This is a genomic window from Cohnella sp. AR92, assembly GCF_003990975.1.
In the GTDB taxonomy this organism is placed as follows: domain Bacteria; phylum Bacillota; class Bacilli; order Paenibacillales; family Paenibacillaceae; genus Cohnella.
On the sequence record NZ_RZJR01000003.1, the window covers coordinates 384459 to 402550 of the forward strand.

General features: G+C 57.3%; 16 protein-coding genes. All 16 read left to right on the forward strand.

Translation table 11 applies throughout. The annotated features are described in order from the left end of the window. Nucleotides 1–58: 58 nt before the first annotated feature. The 16 genes from ELR57_RS06695 (at nt 59) to dapG (ending at nt 18066) form a co-directional block, all read left to right on the forward strand. A complete protein-coding gene (locus ELR57_RS06695; RefSeq protein ID WP_126958243.1) occupies nt 59–700 on the forward strand; it encodes a hypothetical protein in 642 nt (213 codons plus the stop codon). A gap of 66 nt (nt 701–766) precedes the next feature. Then, nucleotides 767–3685, forward strand: coding sequence for an ATP-dependent DNA helicase DinG (gene dinG / locus ELR57_RS06700; RefSeq protein WP_126958244.1), 2919 nt, complete (start codon nt 767–769; stop codon nt 3683–3685). After that, nucleotides 3682–4326 (forward strand): redox-sensing transcriptional repressor Rex, encoded by a 645-nt coding sequence (locus ELR57_RS06705; RefSeq protein ID WP_126958245.1) that lies wholly within the window; start codon nt 3682–3684, stop codon nt 4324–4326. The genes dinG and ELR57_RS06705 overlap by 4 nt, the downstream gene beginning before the upstream one ends. A gap of 28 nt (nt 4327–4354) precedes the next feature. Continuing rightward, on the forward strand, nt 4355–5659 hold the full coding sequence (locus ELR57_RS06710; RefSeq protein WP_126958246.1) for an amidohydrolase: 1305 nt from the start codon (nt 4355–4357) through the stop codon (nt 5657–5659). Next, a complete protein-coding gene (locus tag ELR57_RS06715) occupies nt 5656–6189 on the forward strand; it encodes a cell wall elongation regulator TseB-like domain-containing protein (protein WP_126958247.1) in 534 nt (177 codons plus the stop codon). Before ELR57_RS06710 ends, ELR57_RS06715 begins: the two co-directional genes overlap by 4 nt. Nucleotides 6190–6394: 205 nt before the next feature. Further along, nucleotides 6395–6928 (forward strand): hypothetical protein, encoded by a 534-nt coding sequence (locus tag ELR57_RS06720; protein ID WP_126958248.1) that lies wholly within the window; start codon nt 6395–6397, stop codon nt 6926–6928. Next, nucleotides 6921–8411: an AAA family ATPase gene (locus ELR57_RS06725; RefSeq protein WP_126958249.1), complete on the forward strand. Its 1491-nt coding sequence runs from the start codon at nt 6921–6923 to the stop codon at nt 8409–8411. The genes ELR57_RS06720 and ELR57_RS06725 overlap by 8 nt, the downstream gene beginning before the upstream one ends. Before the next feature lie 265 nt (nt 8412–8676). Continuing rightward, the gene (locus tag ELR57_RS06730) at nt 8677–9222 is read left to right on the forward strand and encodes an RNA polymerase sigma factor (protein WP_238162422.1); all 546 of its coding nucleotides are present in this window, start codon (nt 8677–8679) and stop codon (nt 9220–9222) included. Nucleotides 9223–9225: 3 nt separating this feature from the next. Next, complete coding sequence (locus tag ELR57_RS06735; protein WP_126958250.1) at nt 9226–10455, forward strand: hypothetical protein; 1230 nt, start codon at nt 9226–9228, stop codon at nt 10453–10455. A 488-nt stretch (nt 10456–10943) separates the two neighbouring features. Then, on the forward strand, nt 10944–12104 hold the full coding sequence (hisC, locus tag ELR57_RS06740; RefSeq protein ID WP_126958317.1) for a histidinol-phosphate transaminase: 1161 nt from the start codon (nt 10944–10946) through the stop codon (nt 12102–12104). A gap of 111 nt (nt 12105–12215) precedes the next feature. After that, nucleotides 12216–13088 carry a 3-hydroxyacyl-CoA dehydrogenase family protein gene (locus ELR57_RS06745; protein WP_126958251.1) on the forward strand — a complete coding sequence of 291 codons (873 nt, stop codon included), beginning with the start codon at nt 12216–12218 and terminating at the stop codon, nt 13086–13088. Continuing rightward, nucleotides 13085–14293: an acetate kinase gene (locus ELR57_RS06750; RefSeq protein ID WP_126958252.1), complete on the forward strand. Its 1209-nt coding sequence runs from the start codon at nt 13085–13087 to the stop codon at nt 14291–14293. The genes ELR57_RS06745 and ELR57_RS06750 overlap by 4 nt, the downstream gene beginning before the upstream one ends. Before the next feature lie 39 nt (nt 14294–14332). Beyond that, entirely contained in the window at nt 14333–15040 is a 708-nt protein-coding gene (locus ELR57_RS06755) for a DnaD domain-containing protein (protein WP_370452221.1), read from the forward strand. 164 nt (nt 15041–15204) lie between these two features. Beyond that, nucleotides 15205–16104: a dipicolinate synthase subunit DpsA gene (dpsA, locus tag ELR57_RS06760; RefSeq protein WP_126958254.1), complete on the forward strand. Its 900-nt coding sequence runs from the start codon at nt 15205–15207 to the stop codon at nt 16102–16104. Next, entirely contained in the window at nt 16101–16697 is a 597-nt protein-coding gene (locus ELR57_RS06765) for a dipicolinate synthase subunit B (protein ID WP_126958255.1), read from the forward strand. Before dpsA ends, ELR57_RS06765 begins: the two co-directional genes overlap by 4 nt. A gap of 148 nt (nt 16698–16845) precedes the next feature. Then, nucleotides 16846–18066, forward strand: coding sequence for an aspartate kinase (gene dapG, locus ELR57_RS06770; RefSeq protein ID WP_370452222.1), 1221 nt, complete (start codon nt 16846–16848; stop codon nt 18064–18066). Nucleotides 18067–18092: the final 26 nt, after the last annotated feature.

Sequence of the window (18092 nt, forward strand, 5' to 3'; positions counted from 1 at the left end):
AAACCCCCGCTCGGAACGCAGAATGAGCAGTAGCCGAAGCGATTGGGGGAGATAACGAATGATCCAGCAATGGTTCGCCGCACTGAACGAAACTCTGGACGATCTGATTCGACGTTATCCGGAAGCCTCGACCGAAGAAAAAAATGAGCTTGAACAGCAATGGAACGTGTTAAAGGCGCTAAGTGATGATATTATTGAATCATGGCTTCAGTTCGAGGACAAGATGTCCGTATACCGCAATATGAAGCAAGCGCCGGGAACCAAGCCGGTCATGGCCGACAGTCCGATCTGGGCCCCCTATACCAGAGGCCAAGGCTATTTCCAATTGCAGATGTTCCGCGAAGGCGCTTATCACTTCGAGCATACGCTGCAGCTGGAGCCCGAGTTCCACGTTGCCCGGCTGTTTCTTGCGATGTGCCGCATGCACTTGGGCGAGTTCACCGATGCCCAGCGGCATTTCCAATGGATAGCCGCCGTGACGGAAGAGCCCAAGCTTCAAGCGATCGCGTTCAACGCGCTTGGCTGCGTGCAAGCCGTCTATGCGAATCTGAACCAAGCCCAGACTTACTTCCAGAAGGCGGTTGAGGCCGATCCGAGCTTCGAGGATCCGCGCCGCAATCTGGAATCGTGCAGGAATCGCTCTGGCCAATTGCAGTTGCAATTCGGGAGCCTGGAGATGCAGACGCTCGTGAAGGCCTGAGGCCATCCGTGAGAGCGGCTGCGCCGATCCTCTGCGCGGATGATCCGCCAGGAAAGGAAGGCAGGCATGATATACGCCGTTCTTGATTTTGAGACGACGGGAACCTCTCCCGAACAAGATGAAATTATCCAAGTAGGCTTGGCTCTTATAGATGAATCCGGAATGATCGGAGAACCTTTCGTATCTTACGTCAAACCGTCAAAGCCGATTCCAGAGTGGATCACGAAGCTCACCGGAATCGACGACGAGACCGTAAAAGAAGCGCCGGAAGAAGCCGAGATGCTGGCCGCGCTCGTTCCTTTGCTGCAGGACGCCGTCATCGTGGCCCATAATGCGGGATTCGACGTCTCGTTCTTGCAAGCCGCCCTGGATAGGAGCGGCTATTTGCCTTTCGCCGGCCGGGTGCTCGACACGGTCGAGCTGTCTCGGCTGATGTTCCCGTCCATGCCTTCGTATCGGCTAGGATCGCTTACTCAAAGCCTCGGCATCGGCCATGACCGCCCCCATCAAGCGGACAGCGATGCCGTATCCACCGCGGAGCTGTTTCTCCGGGGGTTGGAACGGCTGCGTACGCTGCCGCTCCTGACCCTCCAGCGGCTGTCGGCGCTATTCGATTCGGATCGGAACGATCTCGGATGGCTGCTCGCCGAGGTTCTGGCTTGGAGAGAGGCGAACCCGCTTATGCCGGAGGGCGATCTTCAATACTACCGGCAATTCGCGCTTAATGTCAGCGATTGGACCGAAGACGAGGAAGCGCGGGAAGCGGCGGCTCAGCAAGAACAGGAAACGGCGCAAGTGCTGGAGAAGACGGAATTCCCGGATTTCCTGTCCGCCGTCCGGATTCGGCTGAAGGAGCTTTTTCCCGGCTACGAATCTCGCGAAGGCCAAGACTTGATGTTCGACGAAGTATTCGGCGCGCTTGATCAAGACGCCCATCTGCTCGTCGAGGCAGGAACGGGAACGGGCAAGTCTCTGGGCTACCTTCTTCCGTCTCTCTATTATGGATTAAAGGAAAACAAAAAAATCGTCGTCAGCACCCATACGATACAATTGCAGGAACAGCTCCGTCAGCGGGACTTGCCTCTGCTGCAAGAGGTGCTGCCGGTTCCCTTCAAGGCATCCGTCTTCAAGGGACGCTCCAATTACTTATGCCTGCGTAAGTTCGAACAGCAGATGTCGATCCCCGAGCATGCGCTATCCAACGATGATCTCGTCACGCGCGGCCAGATGACCGTCTGGCTTAGCGAGACCGAGCGCGGGGAAGCGGAGGAGCTTAACTTGAGCGGCCGCTCCAAGGACGAGTGGAACGCCGTGGCTAGCGACGCGGACTCCTGCTTGAACCGGCAATGTCCGTGGTTCCGCAAGTGCTTCTACCATCGCGCCAGACAGGAAGCGAATCGCGCCGATCTGGTCATCACCAATCATGCGATGGTATTCACGGATATGCGCGCCGAGAATCGACTGCTCCCGTCCTACGATCGGCTGATCGTCGACGAGGCGCATCACTTGGAAGAGGTGGCGAGCCATCATCTGGGCCAGAGGACGAATTACCAATCGCTGCTTACGCCTCTGCTGCGGCTATGGAAGGATGCTCGCAACGGCCAGATTCCGCACTTGATGAGCCTGCTGTCCAGCTCGGGCGACGAGTTCGCCTCCGCCTGGATAGAGAAGCTGGAGGAAGCATCTACTAAGCTTCATGCCGTCCGGGAAGCCTGGGAGCTATGGATGGATCGACTTTACGCGCTGTTAGCGTCGCTATCCGCTTCGGACGAAACGGGCAATCTGACTTACCGGTTCAAGCCGGACCAGCTGCCGGAAGGCTGGGAGGCGCTGCAGGTGGACGGCAACAACGTCGTGCAGCTTCTAAGCGATATCATTCGTCCGATGGAGAAGCTGATGGTCGACGTCCGGGAGCGAACGGACGAGCTGACGATCCAGAGCCTGATGACGGACATGAGCGGCAGCGTGAAGGAGCTTTCTCAGACAAGGGCGGATCTTCAAGCGTTCGTGACTCTCGGCAACAAGGACTTCGTCTATTGGTTGGAAGGCCATACGCAGTACCGCAGCCGTTCCGTCGTGATGTACGGAGTTCCGGCGGATGTCAGCGGCTTGCTGAAGGAAGGAATGTTCGACCGCAAAGCGAGCGTCGTGCTGACGTCGGCCACGCTGACCGTCGACAAGACGTTCCAATACGTCAAGGAGCAGCTTGGGCTGGACGAAGCCGAGAAGAAGGGCCGGCTCAAGACGGCTCAAGTTCCTTCTCCGTTCAAATACAGGGAACAAGCTCTCGTTCTGATCCCCCGCGACTTCCCGACGATCCGGGGCCGGGACGGCGACCCGAAATTCCTGCAGGCGCTGACGCAATCGCTAGCCGACGTGGCGGTCGTGACCGGCGGCCGCATGCTCGTCCTGTTCACCTCGCATCGGATGCTTAAGACCGTGTATGCTCCCCTTAAGGAGCTGCTGTCGGCAAGCCGAATCGAGGTGCTCGGCCAAGGGATCGACGGCAGCAGCCGGAGCCGGCTCACCCGGCAATTCCAGGAGCAGCCGAATTCGGTTCTGCTCGGCACGAGCAGCTTCTGGGAAGGAGTCGACCTGCCCGGAGACGCGCTCACTTGCCTGGCGATCGTAAGGCTTCCTTTTCAACCGCCGAATCATCCGGTCAACGAAGCGAAGTCGGAACGGCTGACCGCGGAGAAGAAGAATCCGTTCATGAAGCTGTCGCTGCCGCAAGCGGTTATCCGCTTTAAGCAGGGCTTCGGACGATTGGTGCGTACCGCTACGGATAAAGGCATCGTCCTTATTTACGACACTCGCGTTATCGATACGAATTATGGCAAGTATTTTCTATACTCGCTCCCCGGACCGAAGATGGAGCACTTGCCTAATGCCATTTTGCCGCGTAGAGTGAAGGAATGGCTGGATATGGCGGACAAGGCCGTACCGGCAGACCAATCGCAGCCGCAGGAGGAAGAAGCGCAATGAAGGCGGAGAAAATATCCGAAGCCGTGGTGCGGAGATTGCCCGTTTATCTTCGCTACCTCATCGAATTGAACCAAACGGATGTCCAGACCGTCTCTTCTCAGGAGCTGGGCAAGAAGCTGGACCTGAATCCGGCGCAGATTCGCAAGGATCTGGCTTACTTCGGCGACTTCGGCCGCAAGGGCGTCGGTTACAACGTTTCTTATCTGATCGAGAAGATCCGCCAGATCCTGCAGCTGGATCAGCCGCGGAATGTCGCGCTTGTCGGAACGGGGAACCTGGGACGGGCCCTGTGCAATTATAATATGAAAGAGAACGTCAAGATCGTCGCGATCTTCGATTCCGATCCGGCCAAGATCGGCAAAGCGATGAACAGCCTGACGATCCAGCCGATCGAAGAGCTCGGCGAGACAGTGAAGGAGAAGGACATCAGCATCGGGATCATTACCGTTCCGGCAAGCGAAGCGCAGAGAGTCGCCGACCTGTTCGTAGCCGTCGGCATCCGCGGGATCCTGAATTTCGCGCCGACCGTCCTTCGCACTCCGGAAGGGGTTCGAATCCACCATACGGATTTTACGGCGGACTTGCTGAGTTTGGCTTATTACATGGAGAGCGAGCACGAAGGCGAAAACCAAGCCGAATAGGGCTCCGAGGAAAGGGAAGAGTGCATAAATGACGCGTTGGTTAATCGAGAACGGATTATTCATAACCATGAATCCGGAACAGCCGATTTTGAAGGGCTGGTTGTCCGTGGAAGACGCAGCGATCGCTTCGATGGGCGAGGGAGAGGCACCGGCTGAAGTGAAGGCCGCAGCGAATGAGGTCGTTGATGGAGACGGGCATATCTTCTTGCCTGGGCTCGTCAATACGCATGGCCATGCGGCGATGTCTCTGCTGAGAGGGCTTGCGGACGATCTTGTGCTGCAAGACTGGCTGGAAAATCACATGTGGCCGATGGAAGCGAAGTTTACCGGAGACGACGTCTACTGGGGAACGTCGCTGGCCGCGGCGGAGATGATTCTCAGCGGAACGACCACTTTCCTGGACATGTACGACCATATGGATCGGGTTGCCGAAGTCGTCGAGCAATCGGGCATGCGCGCGACGCTGGCCCGCGGCGTCATCGGCTTGTGCCCTCCGGACGTTCAAACGGCAAAGCTGAACGAAGCGGTCGGCTTCGCCAAGCGTTGGCATGGAGGAGCGAACGGCCGCATTAAAGTCATGATGTCGCCGCATGCTCCCTATACCTGTCCGCCGGATTATATTGAACGAATCGTTGCAGCCGCTCATGAATTGAACCTGCCGCTGCATACCCACATGTCCGAGACGGCGGCGGAAGTGGCCGCTAACGTGAAGGATTACGGAGCGCGTCCCGTCGAGCATCTCGACAAGCTGGGCTTGTTCTCGAGACCGTCTCTCGTCGCTCACGCGGTGCATCTGACCGACGAGGAGATTGCCCTGCTTGCGGTGCGCGGAGTGGCCGTCTCCCACAATCCGGTCAGCAACCTGAAGCTCGCCAGCGGAGTCGCCCGCGTTCCGGATCTGCTTCGCGCGGGAGTAACCGTCTCCCTCGGCACGGACAGCGCGGCCAGCAACAACAACCTGGACCTGTTCGAAGAGATCCGCCTCGCGGCGCTGCTGCATAAGGGCGTATCCGGAGACCCTACGGCCGTTCCCGCGGCGGAAGCGCTCAAGATGGGGACCGTATACGGCGCCAAGGCGCTGGGTCTGGAAGGAGTGACCGGCGTACTTAAACCGGGCATGAAGGCCGACCTGATCGGCGTCTCGATCCGGAAGCCGCACTTCGTTCCGGCGACGGATTACATTTCTCATCTTGTTTATGCGGCTTCCGGCGCCGATGTCGCCCACGTGTGGGTAGACGGCAAGCAGCTGCTTCGGAACCGGGAACTGCTGACGCTGGACATCGAGAAGATTCGTTACGAAGCGCAGCGCTGCTTCGATAGGCTTCGCGGATGAGCCTCAGCCGTCTCGAGAATCGCCGTTCGTCGAAGGCTATTCCCCCATGGCGGTGGGTTCTGCTGATCGTCGGTTTCTTGCTGTTTATCTGCGTCGCTTTCTACCTATACGTTCAATCCGCCGATTCGCAATATACTTCCGACGAGCGCAAGGCGATACGGCTGGCGAAGACGGATGCGGGGCTGAAAGAGATCGACGGCACCTACAAGCATGTCTGGGAAGAAACCGTCTGGGTCGTCGCCGGAACCGATGCGCAAGGCGAAGAGTGGATGGTATGGGAGCGGCAGGGAGAAGAAGGAATCGTCAAAGAGAAGCTGTCCAGCGGCTATGACGAAGACCAGATCGTGTCCCTGTTCCGGAAAGACCACCCCAATAACCGAATCGTTCGGGTTCTTCCGGGATGGTTCCAGAATCAGCCGGCTTGGGAGATTCGATACGTGAACGATCCTTCAACGAAGCGGCAGGCTATCGATTTCTATCAGTTCAAATCGGGCGAGCTTCTGAAGACCTACGATCTCCCGGGCAAATAATACGATATGCAATTAACAGTAACGCTAGAGCCAATGGCTTTAGCGTTATTTTGTTTGCTCGGAGGAATGGCAGTCCTGCCAACCATTAGCGGACGCTAAGTCTATCAAACCGTGATATACTTTTGGATGTACGATTCGATCGCCAATGGATGTAGATACACGAATATACGACCAACAAGAGAACCATTTAGGAGGGCATTGCGGTATGAAATTGAGAATCCTGCCGGTTACGATTACAGCCGTATTGTCCGCGGCGCTGCTGTTCGGCGGATGGTACGCATACGGACATTACGGAGTCGAGAAGCCGCTGGAGAAGGTTGCGTCCGCGCTGCCGGGCGTCGTCTCCGCGGAAACAAGCAATTCGGTGAATAAAGTCGTTCTGAAGGTCGAGCTGAATTCGGATGCCGATCTTGCGGATATTTATCATAAAGTGCAAGTCGACGGCAAACAGGCTATCGGAGGCAAGACGCTGGAGCTTGTCGTCAATGAGCCGGAGAACGAGCAGTTGGAGAAAGCGTGGAGATCGGCTCTGTTCGATGTAGCCGAAGCAATGGATCATCGTCAGTATTCCGGAATCCGGGAAGCGATGAATTCGTTGATGGAGCAAAACCCGGGCTTGACGGCCCAGAGCGAGATGGATGATACGAACGTATATGTCAGCCTGAAGCTCGGCGACGCGGCGAAGTACGTCATTCTTCCGCGCGAGGCCCAGCAGATAGGGGTGTGGCCGAATGCGTAAATACGGCAAAGAGATCGCGGTCGGCTTTATCCCTATTCTTCTCGTTTTTCTTATTTTCGCCGGATTGCCGGCGGTACCGCTGTTGCTCGGTATCGCGATGGTTGCCGGCATTCTGTTTCTCGTTCGTTCCCGAGGCGGGCTGGCGATGGGTGCTGCCGCCAAGAAAGCGCCGGCCCGCGCCCCGCAGACGCTGTCCTTCGAGGATATCGGCGGGCAGGAGCAAGCGAAGCGGGAGCTGACGGAGGCTTTGGATTTTCTCGTGAAGCAGGATCAAATCTCGAAGCTCGGCATTCGGCCGCTTAAGGGCATTCTGTTGACCGGCCCGCCGGGAACGGGCAAGACGCTGCTGGCTAAAGCGGCTGCACAGCATACCCATTCGGCGTTCGTAGCCGCTTCGGGCAGCGAATTCGTCGAGATGTACGTCGGCGTCGGCGCCGGGCGGATTCGCGATTTGTTCCAGGAAGCCCGCAAGCAAGCGCTTAAGCAGAAGCTGGACAGCGCCATCGTGTTTATCGATGAGATCGACGGCATCGGCGGGAAACGCGACGGCGGCCAGCATCGGGAGTATGACCAGACGCTGAATCAGCTCCTTACCGAGATGGACGGCATACAGGGGAATGAATCTCCCCGCGTTCTGCTCATCGCGGCAACGAACCGCAAGGAATTGCTGGATCCCGCGCTCGTGCGTCCCGGACGATTCGACCGGCATATTCAGGTCGATCTGCCCGACAAGACGGGCCGCGAGCACATTCTGAAGCTTCATGCGCGCAATAAGCCTTTGGCGGAAGGAGTATCGCTCGCCAAAGTAGCGGACGAGACGTTCGGCTTCTCGGGAGCTCAACTGGAGAGCGTCATGAACGAAGCGGCGATCTATGCGATGCGCGATGGCGAGGAGGAGCTGAACGCTTCCCATCTGGGCAAAGCGATCGACAAGGTCATGATGGGCGAGAGAATGGATCGCGAGACGACCAAGGAAGAGCGGGAGCGGGTGGCGCTCCACGAGCTTGGCCATGCCATTGTCGCCGAGACGGTTCGCCCCGGCAGCGTCGCGCAAGTGTCGCTAACGCCGCGCGGCCAGGCGCTCGGTTACGTTCGCCATCATCCGCAGCAGGAGAGCTACCTCTATACGAAGAAATTCCTCGAGGAGCAGATCATGATCGCGCTTGGCGGCGCGGTTGCGGAGGAATTGAATTACGGCGGGCGAAGCACGGGCTCGCGCAACGACTTCGAGCAAGCGACGAACATTGCTCGTACGTTGATCGAATCGGGCATGTCGAGCCTGGGCATCGTTCATCCCCAAGCGATTACGACCGAGCAATGGGCGGAGGAGAATGCCGCCATTCTCGAAGAGCTGACGGAGAGAACGAGAAGCTTGCTTGGCGTTCACATGGATACCTTCCGCAAGATGCTTGACATCCTCATCCGCGAAGAGACGCTATCCGGGGAACAATTACGGCAGCAGCTTCAAGTTGTCGCTGCATAATAATGATAGATTTTGGCGCTTCCGGTCGCACCGAGACGGAGGCGCCTTGTTTTTTATTCTTGTATATCGACGAATCTTGGAACCTTATGTCGATATGAATCGTCAATTATTATTGTGTTTTTTAGCTGAACCTGCAACCTAAGGGTGGAAAATTGTGTTAGCATAAATAGAGAATGGCGCAAACTTCCAGGCTGATTTTATAAAAATTTAAGAATTTAGTGAACCCAATAAGCAATCGTATCGTCAAACAAAGAGGTGGACGGTTTTGAATTCCGAAGCAAACTTTGATTATTTAAAATACATGACCGACCACGCGGACAAGAAAGCGCTGCTTAGCGATCTAATGACCGCATATGGCCGGGAAGTATGGAATTACGCTTATAGCATTACCCGCAAGAGAGAGACGGCCGATGACATCACCCAAGAGGTATTCATCAAAGTATTCAAGAACCTGCACGGCTTCCGGAGCGATGCCTCCGTCAAGACCTGGCTTCTTACGATTACCCGCAATACCGCGATCGACTTCCAGCGCTCGGCGTTCTTCCGCAAGGTGACGCTGACGGATTGGGTAGGCGAGACCGGCGAGCGCAAGTCGGTAGAGCAGGAAGTCATGGAGAACATGGCGGTTAACGACATGTGGAAGCTCGTGATGAAGCTGCCGGCCAAATATCGTGAAGTTATCATTCTTTACGCCCACCACCAGTTATCTCTTAAAGAAATCGCGGATATGCTGAAAGTAACCGAAGGAACGGTCAAGTCTCGCATGTTCCATGCCCGCAAGAAATTAACGAAGATGAAGGAGAGCGAGTAAACCATGGATCCAACGGATAAAGAGCTGAGGGAGCAGCTGGCGGATGGCCCTTTTCCAGGGGCGGGCTTCGACGACCGCCTGCGAAAGCGCATCGAGGCGAATCTCGATCGTCCCGCCCGCTCGCGTCCGCGACGATATTGGACGTTCGGGAGCGCGGCAGCCGTTCTTCTGGCCGCCTTATTCATCGGAATATGGCAATGGCTTGACATAGGCTCATCCGGGATTGCTTCCGAGCAGTTGGCCGGTCTGTCGGCCGCTTCGCAGGCGGATCAGACGGAGTTGGGCAAGGTTGACGAGCCGCTGCAGACGGCTATGCTGATCGGCCTTCGCAAGGATGTCGATACGCCGGATGGAGGCAGCGTAAGTACTTATCGGACCCTTCTGGTCGCGCCGGAAGGTGACGAGAAGCTGGGGGTGGCCGCAGAGGGACAAGGCATCGTCATGCCGTACAGTCAATCGTTCTGGATGCTGAACGGCATCGGCGATGACGCTGGTTCGTCCAAGCAGAGCCTTACCGCTTATGAAGCCTACAGCAGCAAGAAGCTGATGGAAGTTCCGGAATTAACGGCGTCTCGCCAAGGCCTGGCATCGGAGAAGCTTCTCTATGTCGGACATGAGTATGTGGCCGTCTCCCAGGAAGCAGATTCGACCAGTCTAAGCGCGAGTTCGAAGGCGGGAGCGGAATATCGTTTCGTACAGAGCCTTAAGCAGCTGAGCGATTCGCTCGGCACCGCGTTCGATCCGCAGACGGAGCCGCACACGACGCTGGAGGAAGGATTGGACCGAGAGAACGGCACCGTTTCGGTCGTGTTTGGGAACGATCAGCAATGGTCGGTGGCGCGCAAGAATGGAAGCTGGATCGGAACCGTCTACCGGAGCGCCACCGGGTTGAATCCGGTCGATGTGACGACAGAGGAAGAGCTTGCCGAGCCGTTGTCCAGCCGAATCGCGAGGAATAATTCTCTCGCGGTCGACTGGGACTCCATCAAGAGCGCGGAGCCGGCGGCTTTGGACGCCTTCACCTCCTCTAACGGAGAAGTGCTCGCCATCGTCCTCGACCGCGAGATCAAAGTGTACCCGTACGGCCGGAAGAACGCCGCGTCGAATGCCGTCAAGATCGAGCTCGACCCCGGCGAGTCCGTCATCATGGTGCAATGGTCGGTGGAGCAGAAGTATACCGAGCAATGGGTAACGAAGGTAAAGGAGATTTTCCAAGCGGCCGCCGCGCGGTAAATCGGAAGAACAAGAGTAAAATCCCCGAAGACGTCGGAAGACGCTTCGGGGATTTTACTTTGGAGATGGAAGCGGGCCCGCCGGAGCAGGCTGCCCGCGTGATATGGCAACCCGCCGCAGCCCTTTCAACCGTACGAATACCGAAATATTCGGTATTGGGGGGCGACGGAATCCGCGCAACCGCGTGAATAACGAATTATTCAGCATTAGAGTCCGCCGCTGGCAGCGCAACCGCGTGAATGACGGAAAATCCGTCATTGGGGCCAGCGTTGTTGGAGTAGGCTCAATATAAGGGGGATAGTGACATTAGCATCGCATGTACAGGTCATAATCACTTTTCATCTCGAATTAACTATTTTGCAAACTATAATAACTATTCCCCGCATTACGACTTTACTAAGGTAACGCATTACTGTAATATTAAATCACAGAACTAAAGTCAAACGAAAGCGATATCCATTCCTGAAAGGATCTGAATCCGAATGAGCATGCAACCTACCACCCAACCCGACAACCCGAATAGCGCACTGAGCGAGATCGTCTCCCGAGCGGCGCTGGAGCGAATGATTCCCTACACCCCTGGCAAGCCAATCTGGGAAGTGAAGGACGAGTACGGATTGGAGCGTATCGTCAAGCTGGCTTCCAACGAGAATCCATACGGGGCGTCGCCCAAAGCTTTGGAGGCAATCCGAGAGCAGTTGTCGGAGCTGAACCGGTACCCCGACGACCGTTCCCGCAGGCTGGTCAAGGCCCTGGCCGGGCATTACGAGCTTGAGGAGACTAATTTTATCGTCACCAACGGCGGGGATGAATTCATTAAGCTGCTGTCCGAAGCTTATCTCGAGAAGGGTGACGAGGTCATCGTCCCGTCCCCGACGTTCAGCGAGTACGAATTCGGAGCCCTGTTGATGGATTCCGAGATCGTAAAGGTTCCTCTCCGCGAAGGCTATCGGTATTCGATCGAAGATATCTTGTCCCGAGTAGGGGAACGGACGAAGCTCGTATATCTGTGCACGCCGAATAACCCGACCGGAACTTACCTGCCGAGGAACGAGCTGCAGGAGCTGCTCGATCGGCTTCCCCGCAACGTGCTCGTGGTTCTCGATGCGGCCTATCACCATTTTGCTTCCGCTGACGATTACTCGAACGGGATGGAATTTATCAAGGCCGGTTATCCGGTCGTGGTGCTGCAGACGTTCTCCAAGATCTACGGCCTGGCAGGCATTCGAGTCGGTTTCGGAGCGGCATCGGAGGAAATTATTCAGGCGATCCTTCGCGTGAAGGAGCCTTTTAACGTGAATGCGCTAGCGCAAGCGGCTGCCGTGGCGGCCTTGGACGACCGGGAGTTCGTGGAACGCACCAGAGCTTTGAACGCGCAAGGGCGCAAGCAGCTTTATGAAGGGTTCGAACGTTTGTCGATCCCTTATGTCGAGAGCATGGGCAACTTCGTGCTTGCGGACCTGGGCGAACGAACCGAGTTCGTCTACGAAGAGCTTCTTAAGCGCGGGGTCATTACCCGGCCCGGCCGGGGCTGGGGACTTCCGAACTGCCTGCGCATCTCGGTGGGGACGGAAGAAGAGAATAAGCTGTTCCTTGAGCAATTGGATGTGATTGCGGTCACGAATGGCATAGATTTCAAAAGGTTGTAACGATTTCGACAAAGCTTCGTCGATTTAAGGAAGATAGTCGGATATGGTAAGATATGAGGTGAGGAGAACCGCAACACGAGATAAATGAGACGTACGGTTGGAGGAAATCATATGTTCCGTGATATTGGTGTCGTCGGCGCGGGAACGATGGGGCAGAGCATCGCAGAGATGCTGGCCGCCAAGGGGCTCGAGGTCCATCTCGCTGAGAAAACGCATGAACGGCTGAATCAAGCCCTGCAATCCATTGAAGCGAGCCTCGATCGGCAGATCGAGCGCTGGGCGATCACGCAAGCCGAGAAGAAGCTGATTCTGAATCGAATACATATCGAGCCCTCGCTTGAGCATCTGGCCAACTGCGAGCTCGTTATCGAGACGATATCGGAAGATTTGGACAGCAAGAAACAGATTTTCGCCCAGCTTGACGGGATCCTGCCGGAGGACACGATTCTGGCGAGCAACACGTCGACGCTCAGCTTGACAGAGCTGGCTGCGGTAACGAGCCGTCCGAAGCGGGTGATCGGCATGCACTTCGTCTATCCGGCGATTCGCATCGACCTGGTGGAGATTATCCGCGGCCTGCAGACGTCCGATGAGACATTCCGCCAGACGAAGGAGTTTGTCGAGAACATTCTGAACAAGAAAGGCGTCATGGTCTACGAATCGCCCGGCTTCGTGACGACGCGGCTGATCTGCCTGCTCATCAACGAGGCGCTTCATCTTCTGGAGGAAGGCGTGGCATCTCCGGACGATATCGACGCTTCGATGCGCATCGGCTATCAATTCGAGAACGGCCCGCTGGAGATGGCGGACCGCTTCGGACTCGATTCGGTGCTGGCCGCCTTGGAGCGAATGTTCCGGGAATACGGGGAGCTTAAGTATAGACCGTCGATTCTGCTCAAAAAGAAAGTGCGTGCGGGTCACTTGGGGCTGAAGACGGGAGAGGGATTTTTCCAATACGATAAGGACGGGGGACGCATCTCATGAACATTCTGGTCATCAATGCGGGAAGCTCCTCCCTCAAATATCAGCTCTACGACATGGATGACGAATCGGTACTCGCCAGCGGCCGCGTGGAGCGGATCGGCATGGACTCCTCGATTCTGACCCACGAGGTCGAAGGGCGTCCCGAGGTGCGCGAGGTCAGCGAGATACTCGAGCACACGACCGCCGTTCGCAAAGTGCTGGATATGCTGACGCATCGCAAGTTCGGCGTGCTGAAGGCCATTGACGAGATCCAGGCGGTCGGGCATCGCATCGTGCACGGCGGGGAGTCGTTCCATGAATCCGTCCTGATCGACGAGAACGTCAAGCTGGAGATCAAACGGCTGTTCGATCTGGCTCCGCTGCACAATCCGGCTCACATGATGGGGATTCTGGCCGTGGAAGCGAACCTTCCGGACGTTCCCCAGGCGGTCGTATTCGATACGGCTTTCCATCAGACGATGCCGAAGTCATCTTATTTGTACGCCATTCCGATGGTCCTGTATAAGAAGCACAAGATTCGCCGATACGGCTTCCACGGAACTTCCCACGATTACGTGAGCAAGAAGGCGGCGCAATTCCTGAACAAGCCGCTCTCCGAGCTCAAGATCGTCAGCTGCCATATCGGCAACGGGGCGAGCTGCACCGCGATCCTCGGCGGCAAGTCCTTCGACACGAGCATGGGCATGACTCCGCTCGAAGGCCTCATGATGGGCACGCGCAGCGGCGACCTGGACCCGGCTATCGTGCCGTATACGATCAACAAAGAAGACTTGACCCTGAACGAAGTCAATTCCATGCTGAACAAGCACAGCGGTCTAATGGCGATCTCGGGCATCAGCAGCGATATGCGCGAGATCGTTCAGGCGATGGAGGAAGGCAACGAATCGGCCGCGCTGGCGTTCGACATGTACACCTACCGGATCCGCAAGTATATCGGAGCTTATGCGGCAGCCATGAACGGCATCGATGCCATTCTGTTCACGGCGGGCGTCGGGGAGAATTCCGCGCCGCTCCGCAAGCGCGTGTGCGAGGGCTTGACGTTCCTGGGCGTCGAGCTGGACGATGAACGCAATGCGGTTCGCTCCGGCGAGACGCGCCTCATCACGAAGGACGGATCGATGGTGGACGTTCTCGTCGTTCCGACGAACGAGGAGCTGCTCATTGCCCGGGATACGTTCCGGCTGATCCAAGAGCCTGCTCAATAGAAGGATTGCGCAATCGACTATGGAACGGAGATGAGCCTATTGAACGATCGCAACGCGTTGGCGCAAGGCTTGGCGGCCGCTTATTCGGACGGGGCCGTCAGCCTCCCTTATGCGCTGCTCCGAAGCTATCGGTCCTTAAAGCTGACGGATACCGAATGCATGATGCTCATTCAGCTAATGGCTTACCGTCAGCTCGAACAGAACGAATTCCCGACGATGGAGCAATTGCAGGTCCGTCTCGGCGCGACTCCGGACGCGATCGGGCAAGCGATGCAGAAGCTGGTCAAGAACGGCTTCGTCACCATCGACGAAGTCGTGGATCCCGGCAGCGGCGTCCACGCGGAGAAATACAATCTGAACGGCTTGTTCCAGAAGATCGCGGCGCTGCTGGCTTCCGGCGAAGTTCCTCTCGGCGGGCAAGGCTCGTCCGAGGAGGAAGCCGAGAGAGCCTCGGGGCTGTCGATCCCTTCGGCCGCTTCCCAAGCCGCCGAGCCGAATCTGTTCGGCGTCTTCGAACAGGAATTCGGCAGGCCGCTTACTCCGATGGAGTGCGAGACGATCAACGGCTGGCTTGACAACGACGGCTATCCGAACGAGCTGATCCTGTTCGCCCTGAAGGAATCGGTCTTCGCGGGCAAGCTGCACTTCCGTTATATCGACCGGATCCTGCTGGAATGGAGCCGCAACCGCGTCAACAGCGTTGACGACGCCAGGGCGCATGCGCAGAAGTTCCGCACCGGCCGCTGAGGAAGCCGCAACGAGACGAACCATAGAACCGCATGCTTCTCCTTCCGGAGCGGCATGCGGTTCTTCTTGCAGGCGGACCTTGCTCACTTCGCACCCGACGATAGGCGCACGCATAAGATAGCTATGTGCTGCGACACAGGCTGCTTGGAGGAAGGGGGGACGTCATGCTTACAGGAGTGAACGTGGTGCTCGCGGGAGGCGATGCCCGGCAGTTGGAAGTGATTCGCCGGCTGACGGAGCTTGATGCGACGGTTACGATCATCGGGTTCGATCGTTTGGACACTCCGTTCCCGGGAGTCACGAAGGCCGAATGGACGGAGAGCGCGCTTCGTCAAGCGGATGCGCTAGTGCTGCCGCCGGTAGGGACGGAGGACGACGGCACGATCTCGGCTATATTCACCGACAAGGAGATGAAGCTGACCGAGAATATCGTCAGCGCGCTGCCCGCGACCTGCCGGATCTACTGCGGAATGGCCAAGACGTACTTGAAGAAGCTGTGCGCAGGCCACCATCTCGGCCTGGTCGAACTGTTCGAACGGGACGACGTGGCCATCTACAACTCGATCCCGACGGCGGAAGGCGCTTTGATGATGGCCATTCAACATACCGATATTACGATTCACGGATCCACCTGCATGGTCCTAGGACTCGGAAGAACAGGGCTCACGATGGCAAGAACCCTTCAGGCAATGGGGGCTCGGGTGAAGGCGGGAGTGCGCCGGGCGGAGTCTTACGCAAGGGCGTTCGAGATGGGCTTCGAGCCTTTCTACATGGCTGATTTGGCGCGTCAGGCGGGGAATATCGACTTGCTTTTTAATACGATACCTAATATGATAGTCACAGCACAAGTGATCGCGGGACTCCCCCTGCGCGCGGTAATAATCGATCTGGCTTCGAAGCCGGGCGGCACTGATTTTCGCTTCGCGGAGAAGCGCGGAATCAAGGCCATACTCGCTCCCGGACTACCGGGAATCGTCGCTCCGAAGACGGCAGGTCGCATTATCGCGAACGGTCTTATCCAGATTCTGCTGGAAGATCTGCGACTACGGGGGAATGAACCATGAATTGGCAGGGAATCACCGTTGGCTATGCGCTCACCGGCTCCCATTGCACGTTAGAGGAAGTGCTGCCGCAGATTCAGAGATTCACGGATGCAGGCGCGAACGTCGTCCCGATCGTCAGCAGTACGATCATGATGACGGACACGCGCTTCGGAACTTCAGAGCATTGGCAATCCGAGCTGCGACGGATCACGGGGAACGAACTGATCTCCACGATCGTCGACGCGGAACCGCTGGGGCCGTCGAAGAAGCTGGATGTGCTGGCCATCGCGCCTTGCACCGGCAACACGACGAGCCGCCTCGCGAACGCGATCACCGACAGCCCGGTCCTGATGGCGGCCAAGGCGCAGATGCGCAATGGACGTCCGATCGTGCTCGCTATCTCCACGAATGACGGGCTTGGCCTTAACGCGGCGAACATCGCGAAGCTGCTCGTGGCCAAGAACATTTATTTTGTGCCGTTCGGCCAGGACAATCCGCAAGCGAAGCCGAATTCGCTCGTTGCTAGAATGGACTTGGTCATGGAAGCCTGCGAATCGGCCCTTCAGGGCAAGCAGCTTCAGCCCATGATCATCGAGCGTTTCTTATACGCTTGAGCGGGAAACGATCGCCGGTCGGCTTCATGACGCGCGCCAAGTCTCTCGGATCAAACCAGACATAACTATGAGCGTTACGGGATAAACTATCGACTCTCTTCGCCGCCTCTGACTCTTGCATAGGCTGTCCGGAAGGAAGATGAGAGAGATGATCATCGTTCAGAAATTCGGAGGGACGTCGCTGTCGGACGACTACAGTCGACAGCACGTCCTCCGTCATATTCGGCGCGAGAGAGCGGCTGGCAACGGCCTTGTCGTCGTCGTCTCCGCAATGGGACGAAGAGGCGAGCCTTACGCGACCGATACGCTGCTCGAGTGGATCGCAAGCAACGGCAATTCGTTGCCGGAACGAGAGAAGGACTTGCTGCTCAGCTGCGGAGAATTGATCTCCGCGGCGACGTTGTGCAGCCTGCTGAATCGCGATGGCATCCCGGCCGTCGCCCTGACGGGCGGCCAGGCGGGCATCCGCACGGATGCCAGATTCGGATTTGCCAGAATCGTTAACGTGAATAGCGCGAAGATTCTGGAGTATCTCGCCGAAGGCAAAGCCGTCGTCGTCGCCGGGTTCCAAGGGATGACGGAAGACGGCGAAGTCACGACGCTCGGAAGAGGGGGAAGCGATACGTCCGCTACCGCTCTGGGCGCAGCCTTGCAAGCCGGAATCGTCGATATCTATACCGATGTCGACGGCATCCTGACCGCCGATCCGCGGATGGTCAGCGAAGCGCGGCCGCTGGCAATGGTCAGCTATGAAGAAATCTGCAATATGGCTTATAACGGAGCCAAAGTCATCCATCCGCGAGCCGTCGAGATCGCCATGCGGGCCGGGGTGCCCGTACGGGTCCGTTCCACCTTCTCCGAAGGGTTGGGAACGCTCGTCACGCATGCCGACTTCGTCAGAGGGCAGAACGGATGGACGGATCGGACCGTCACGGGACTTGCACACGTTAAAGGAGTAACGCAGCTCTCCGTCGAGACGAACGACGGTCCGTCCGACGTGCAGCTGCGCGTGTTCCGGGCGATGGCGATGAGCGGGATCAGCGTCGACTTCATCAACGTGACCCCGGCAAGCGTGCTTTACACGGTAACGGATCATGACGCTCCCCAGGCGCTGCGTTTGCTTGAGGAGATGGATTTCCGCGTGCGAGTCCGCTCGGGCTGCGCCAAAGTCTCCGTCATCGGAGGCGGGATGAACGGCGAGCCGGGGGTTATGGCGAGGATCGTGGAAGCTTTGACGGAAGCGAACATCCCCATCCTGCAGTCGGCGGACTCCAATACGACGATCTGGGTATTGGTCGCGGAAGAGGATATGGTGCCCGCGCTCAAGGCGCTGCACACCGCATTCGGCCTTCATCTCATCCCTTCCTGAAGGGGCGAAACGGCCGAATGCTTTTG

What these genes read in the sequence shown, in the direction of transcription:
- ELR57_RS06695 (WP_126958243.1), top strand. Translation starts at nt 59, where the DNA reads ATGATCCAGCAATGGTTCGCCGCACTGAACGAAACTCTGGACGATCTG.
- dinG (WP_126958244.1), top strand. Translation starts at nt 767, where the DNA reads ATGATATACGCCGTTCTTGATTTTGAGACGACGGGAACCTCTCCCGAA.
- ELR57_RS06705 (WP_126958245.1), top strand. Translation starts at nt 3,682, where the DNA reads ATGAAGGCGGAGAAAATATCCGAAGCCGTGGTGCGGAGATTGCCCGTT.
- ELR57_RS06710 (WP_126958246.1), top strand. Translation starts at nt 4,355, where the DNA reads ATGACGCGTTGGTTAATCGAGAACGGATTATTCATAACCATGAATCCG.
- ELR57_RS06715 (WP_126958247.1), top strand. Translation starts at nt 5,656, where the DNA reads ATGAGCCTCAGCCGTCTCGAGAATCGCCGTTCGTCGAAGGCTATTCCC.
- ELR57_RS06720 (WP_126958248.1), top strand. Translation starts at nt 6,395, where the DNA reads ATGAAATTGAGAATCCTGCCGGTTACGATTACAGCCGTATTGTCCGCG.
- ELR57_RS06725 (WP_126958249.1), top strand. Translation starts at nt 6,921, where the DNA reads ATGCGTAAATACGGCAAAGAGATCGCGGTCGGCTTTATCCCTATTCTT.
- ELR57_RS06735 (WP_126958250.1), top strand. Translation starts at nt 9,226, where the DNA reads ATGGATCCAACGGATAAAGAGCTGAGGGAGCAGCTGGCGGATGGCCCT.
- hisC (WP_126958317.1), top strand. Translation starts at nt 10,944, where the DNA reads ATGCAACCTACCACCCAACCCGACAACCCGAATAGCGCACTGAGCGAG.
- ELR57_RS06745 (WP_126958251.1), top strand. Translation starts at nt 12,216, where the DNA reads ATGTTCCGTGATATTGGTGTCGTCGGCGCGGGAACGATGGGGCAGAGC.
- ELR57_RS06750 (WP_126958252.1), top strand. Translation starts at nt 13,085, where the DNA reads ATGAACATTCTGGTCATCAATGCGGGAAGCTCCTCCCTCAAATATCAG.
- dpsA (WP_126958254.1), top strand. Translation starts at nt 15,205, where the DNA reads ATGCTTACAGGAGTGAACGTGGTGCTCGCGGGAGGCGATGCCCGGCAG.
- ELR57_RS06765 (WP_126958255.1), top strand. Translation starts at nt 16,101, where the DNA reads ATGAATTGGCAGGGAATCACCGTTGGCTATGCGCTCACCGGCTCCCAT.
- dapG (WP_370452222.1), top strand. Translation starts at nt 16,846, where the DNA reads ATGATCATCGTTCAGAAATTCGGAGGGACGTCGCTGTCGGACGACTAC.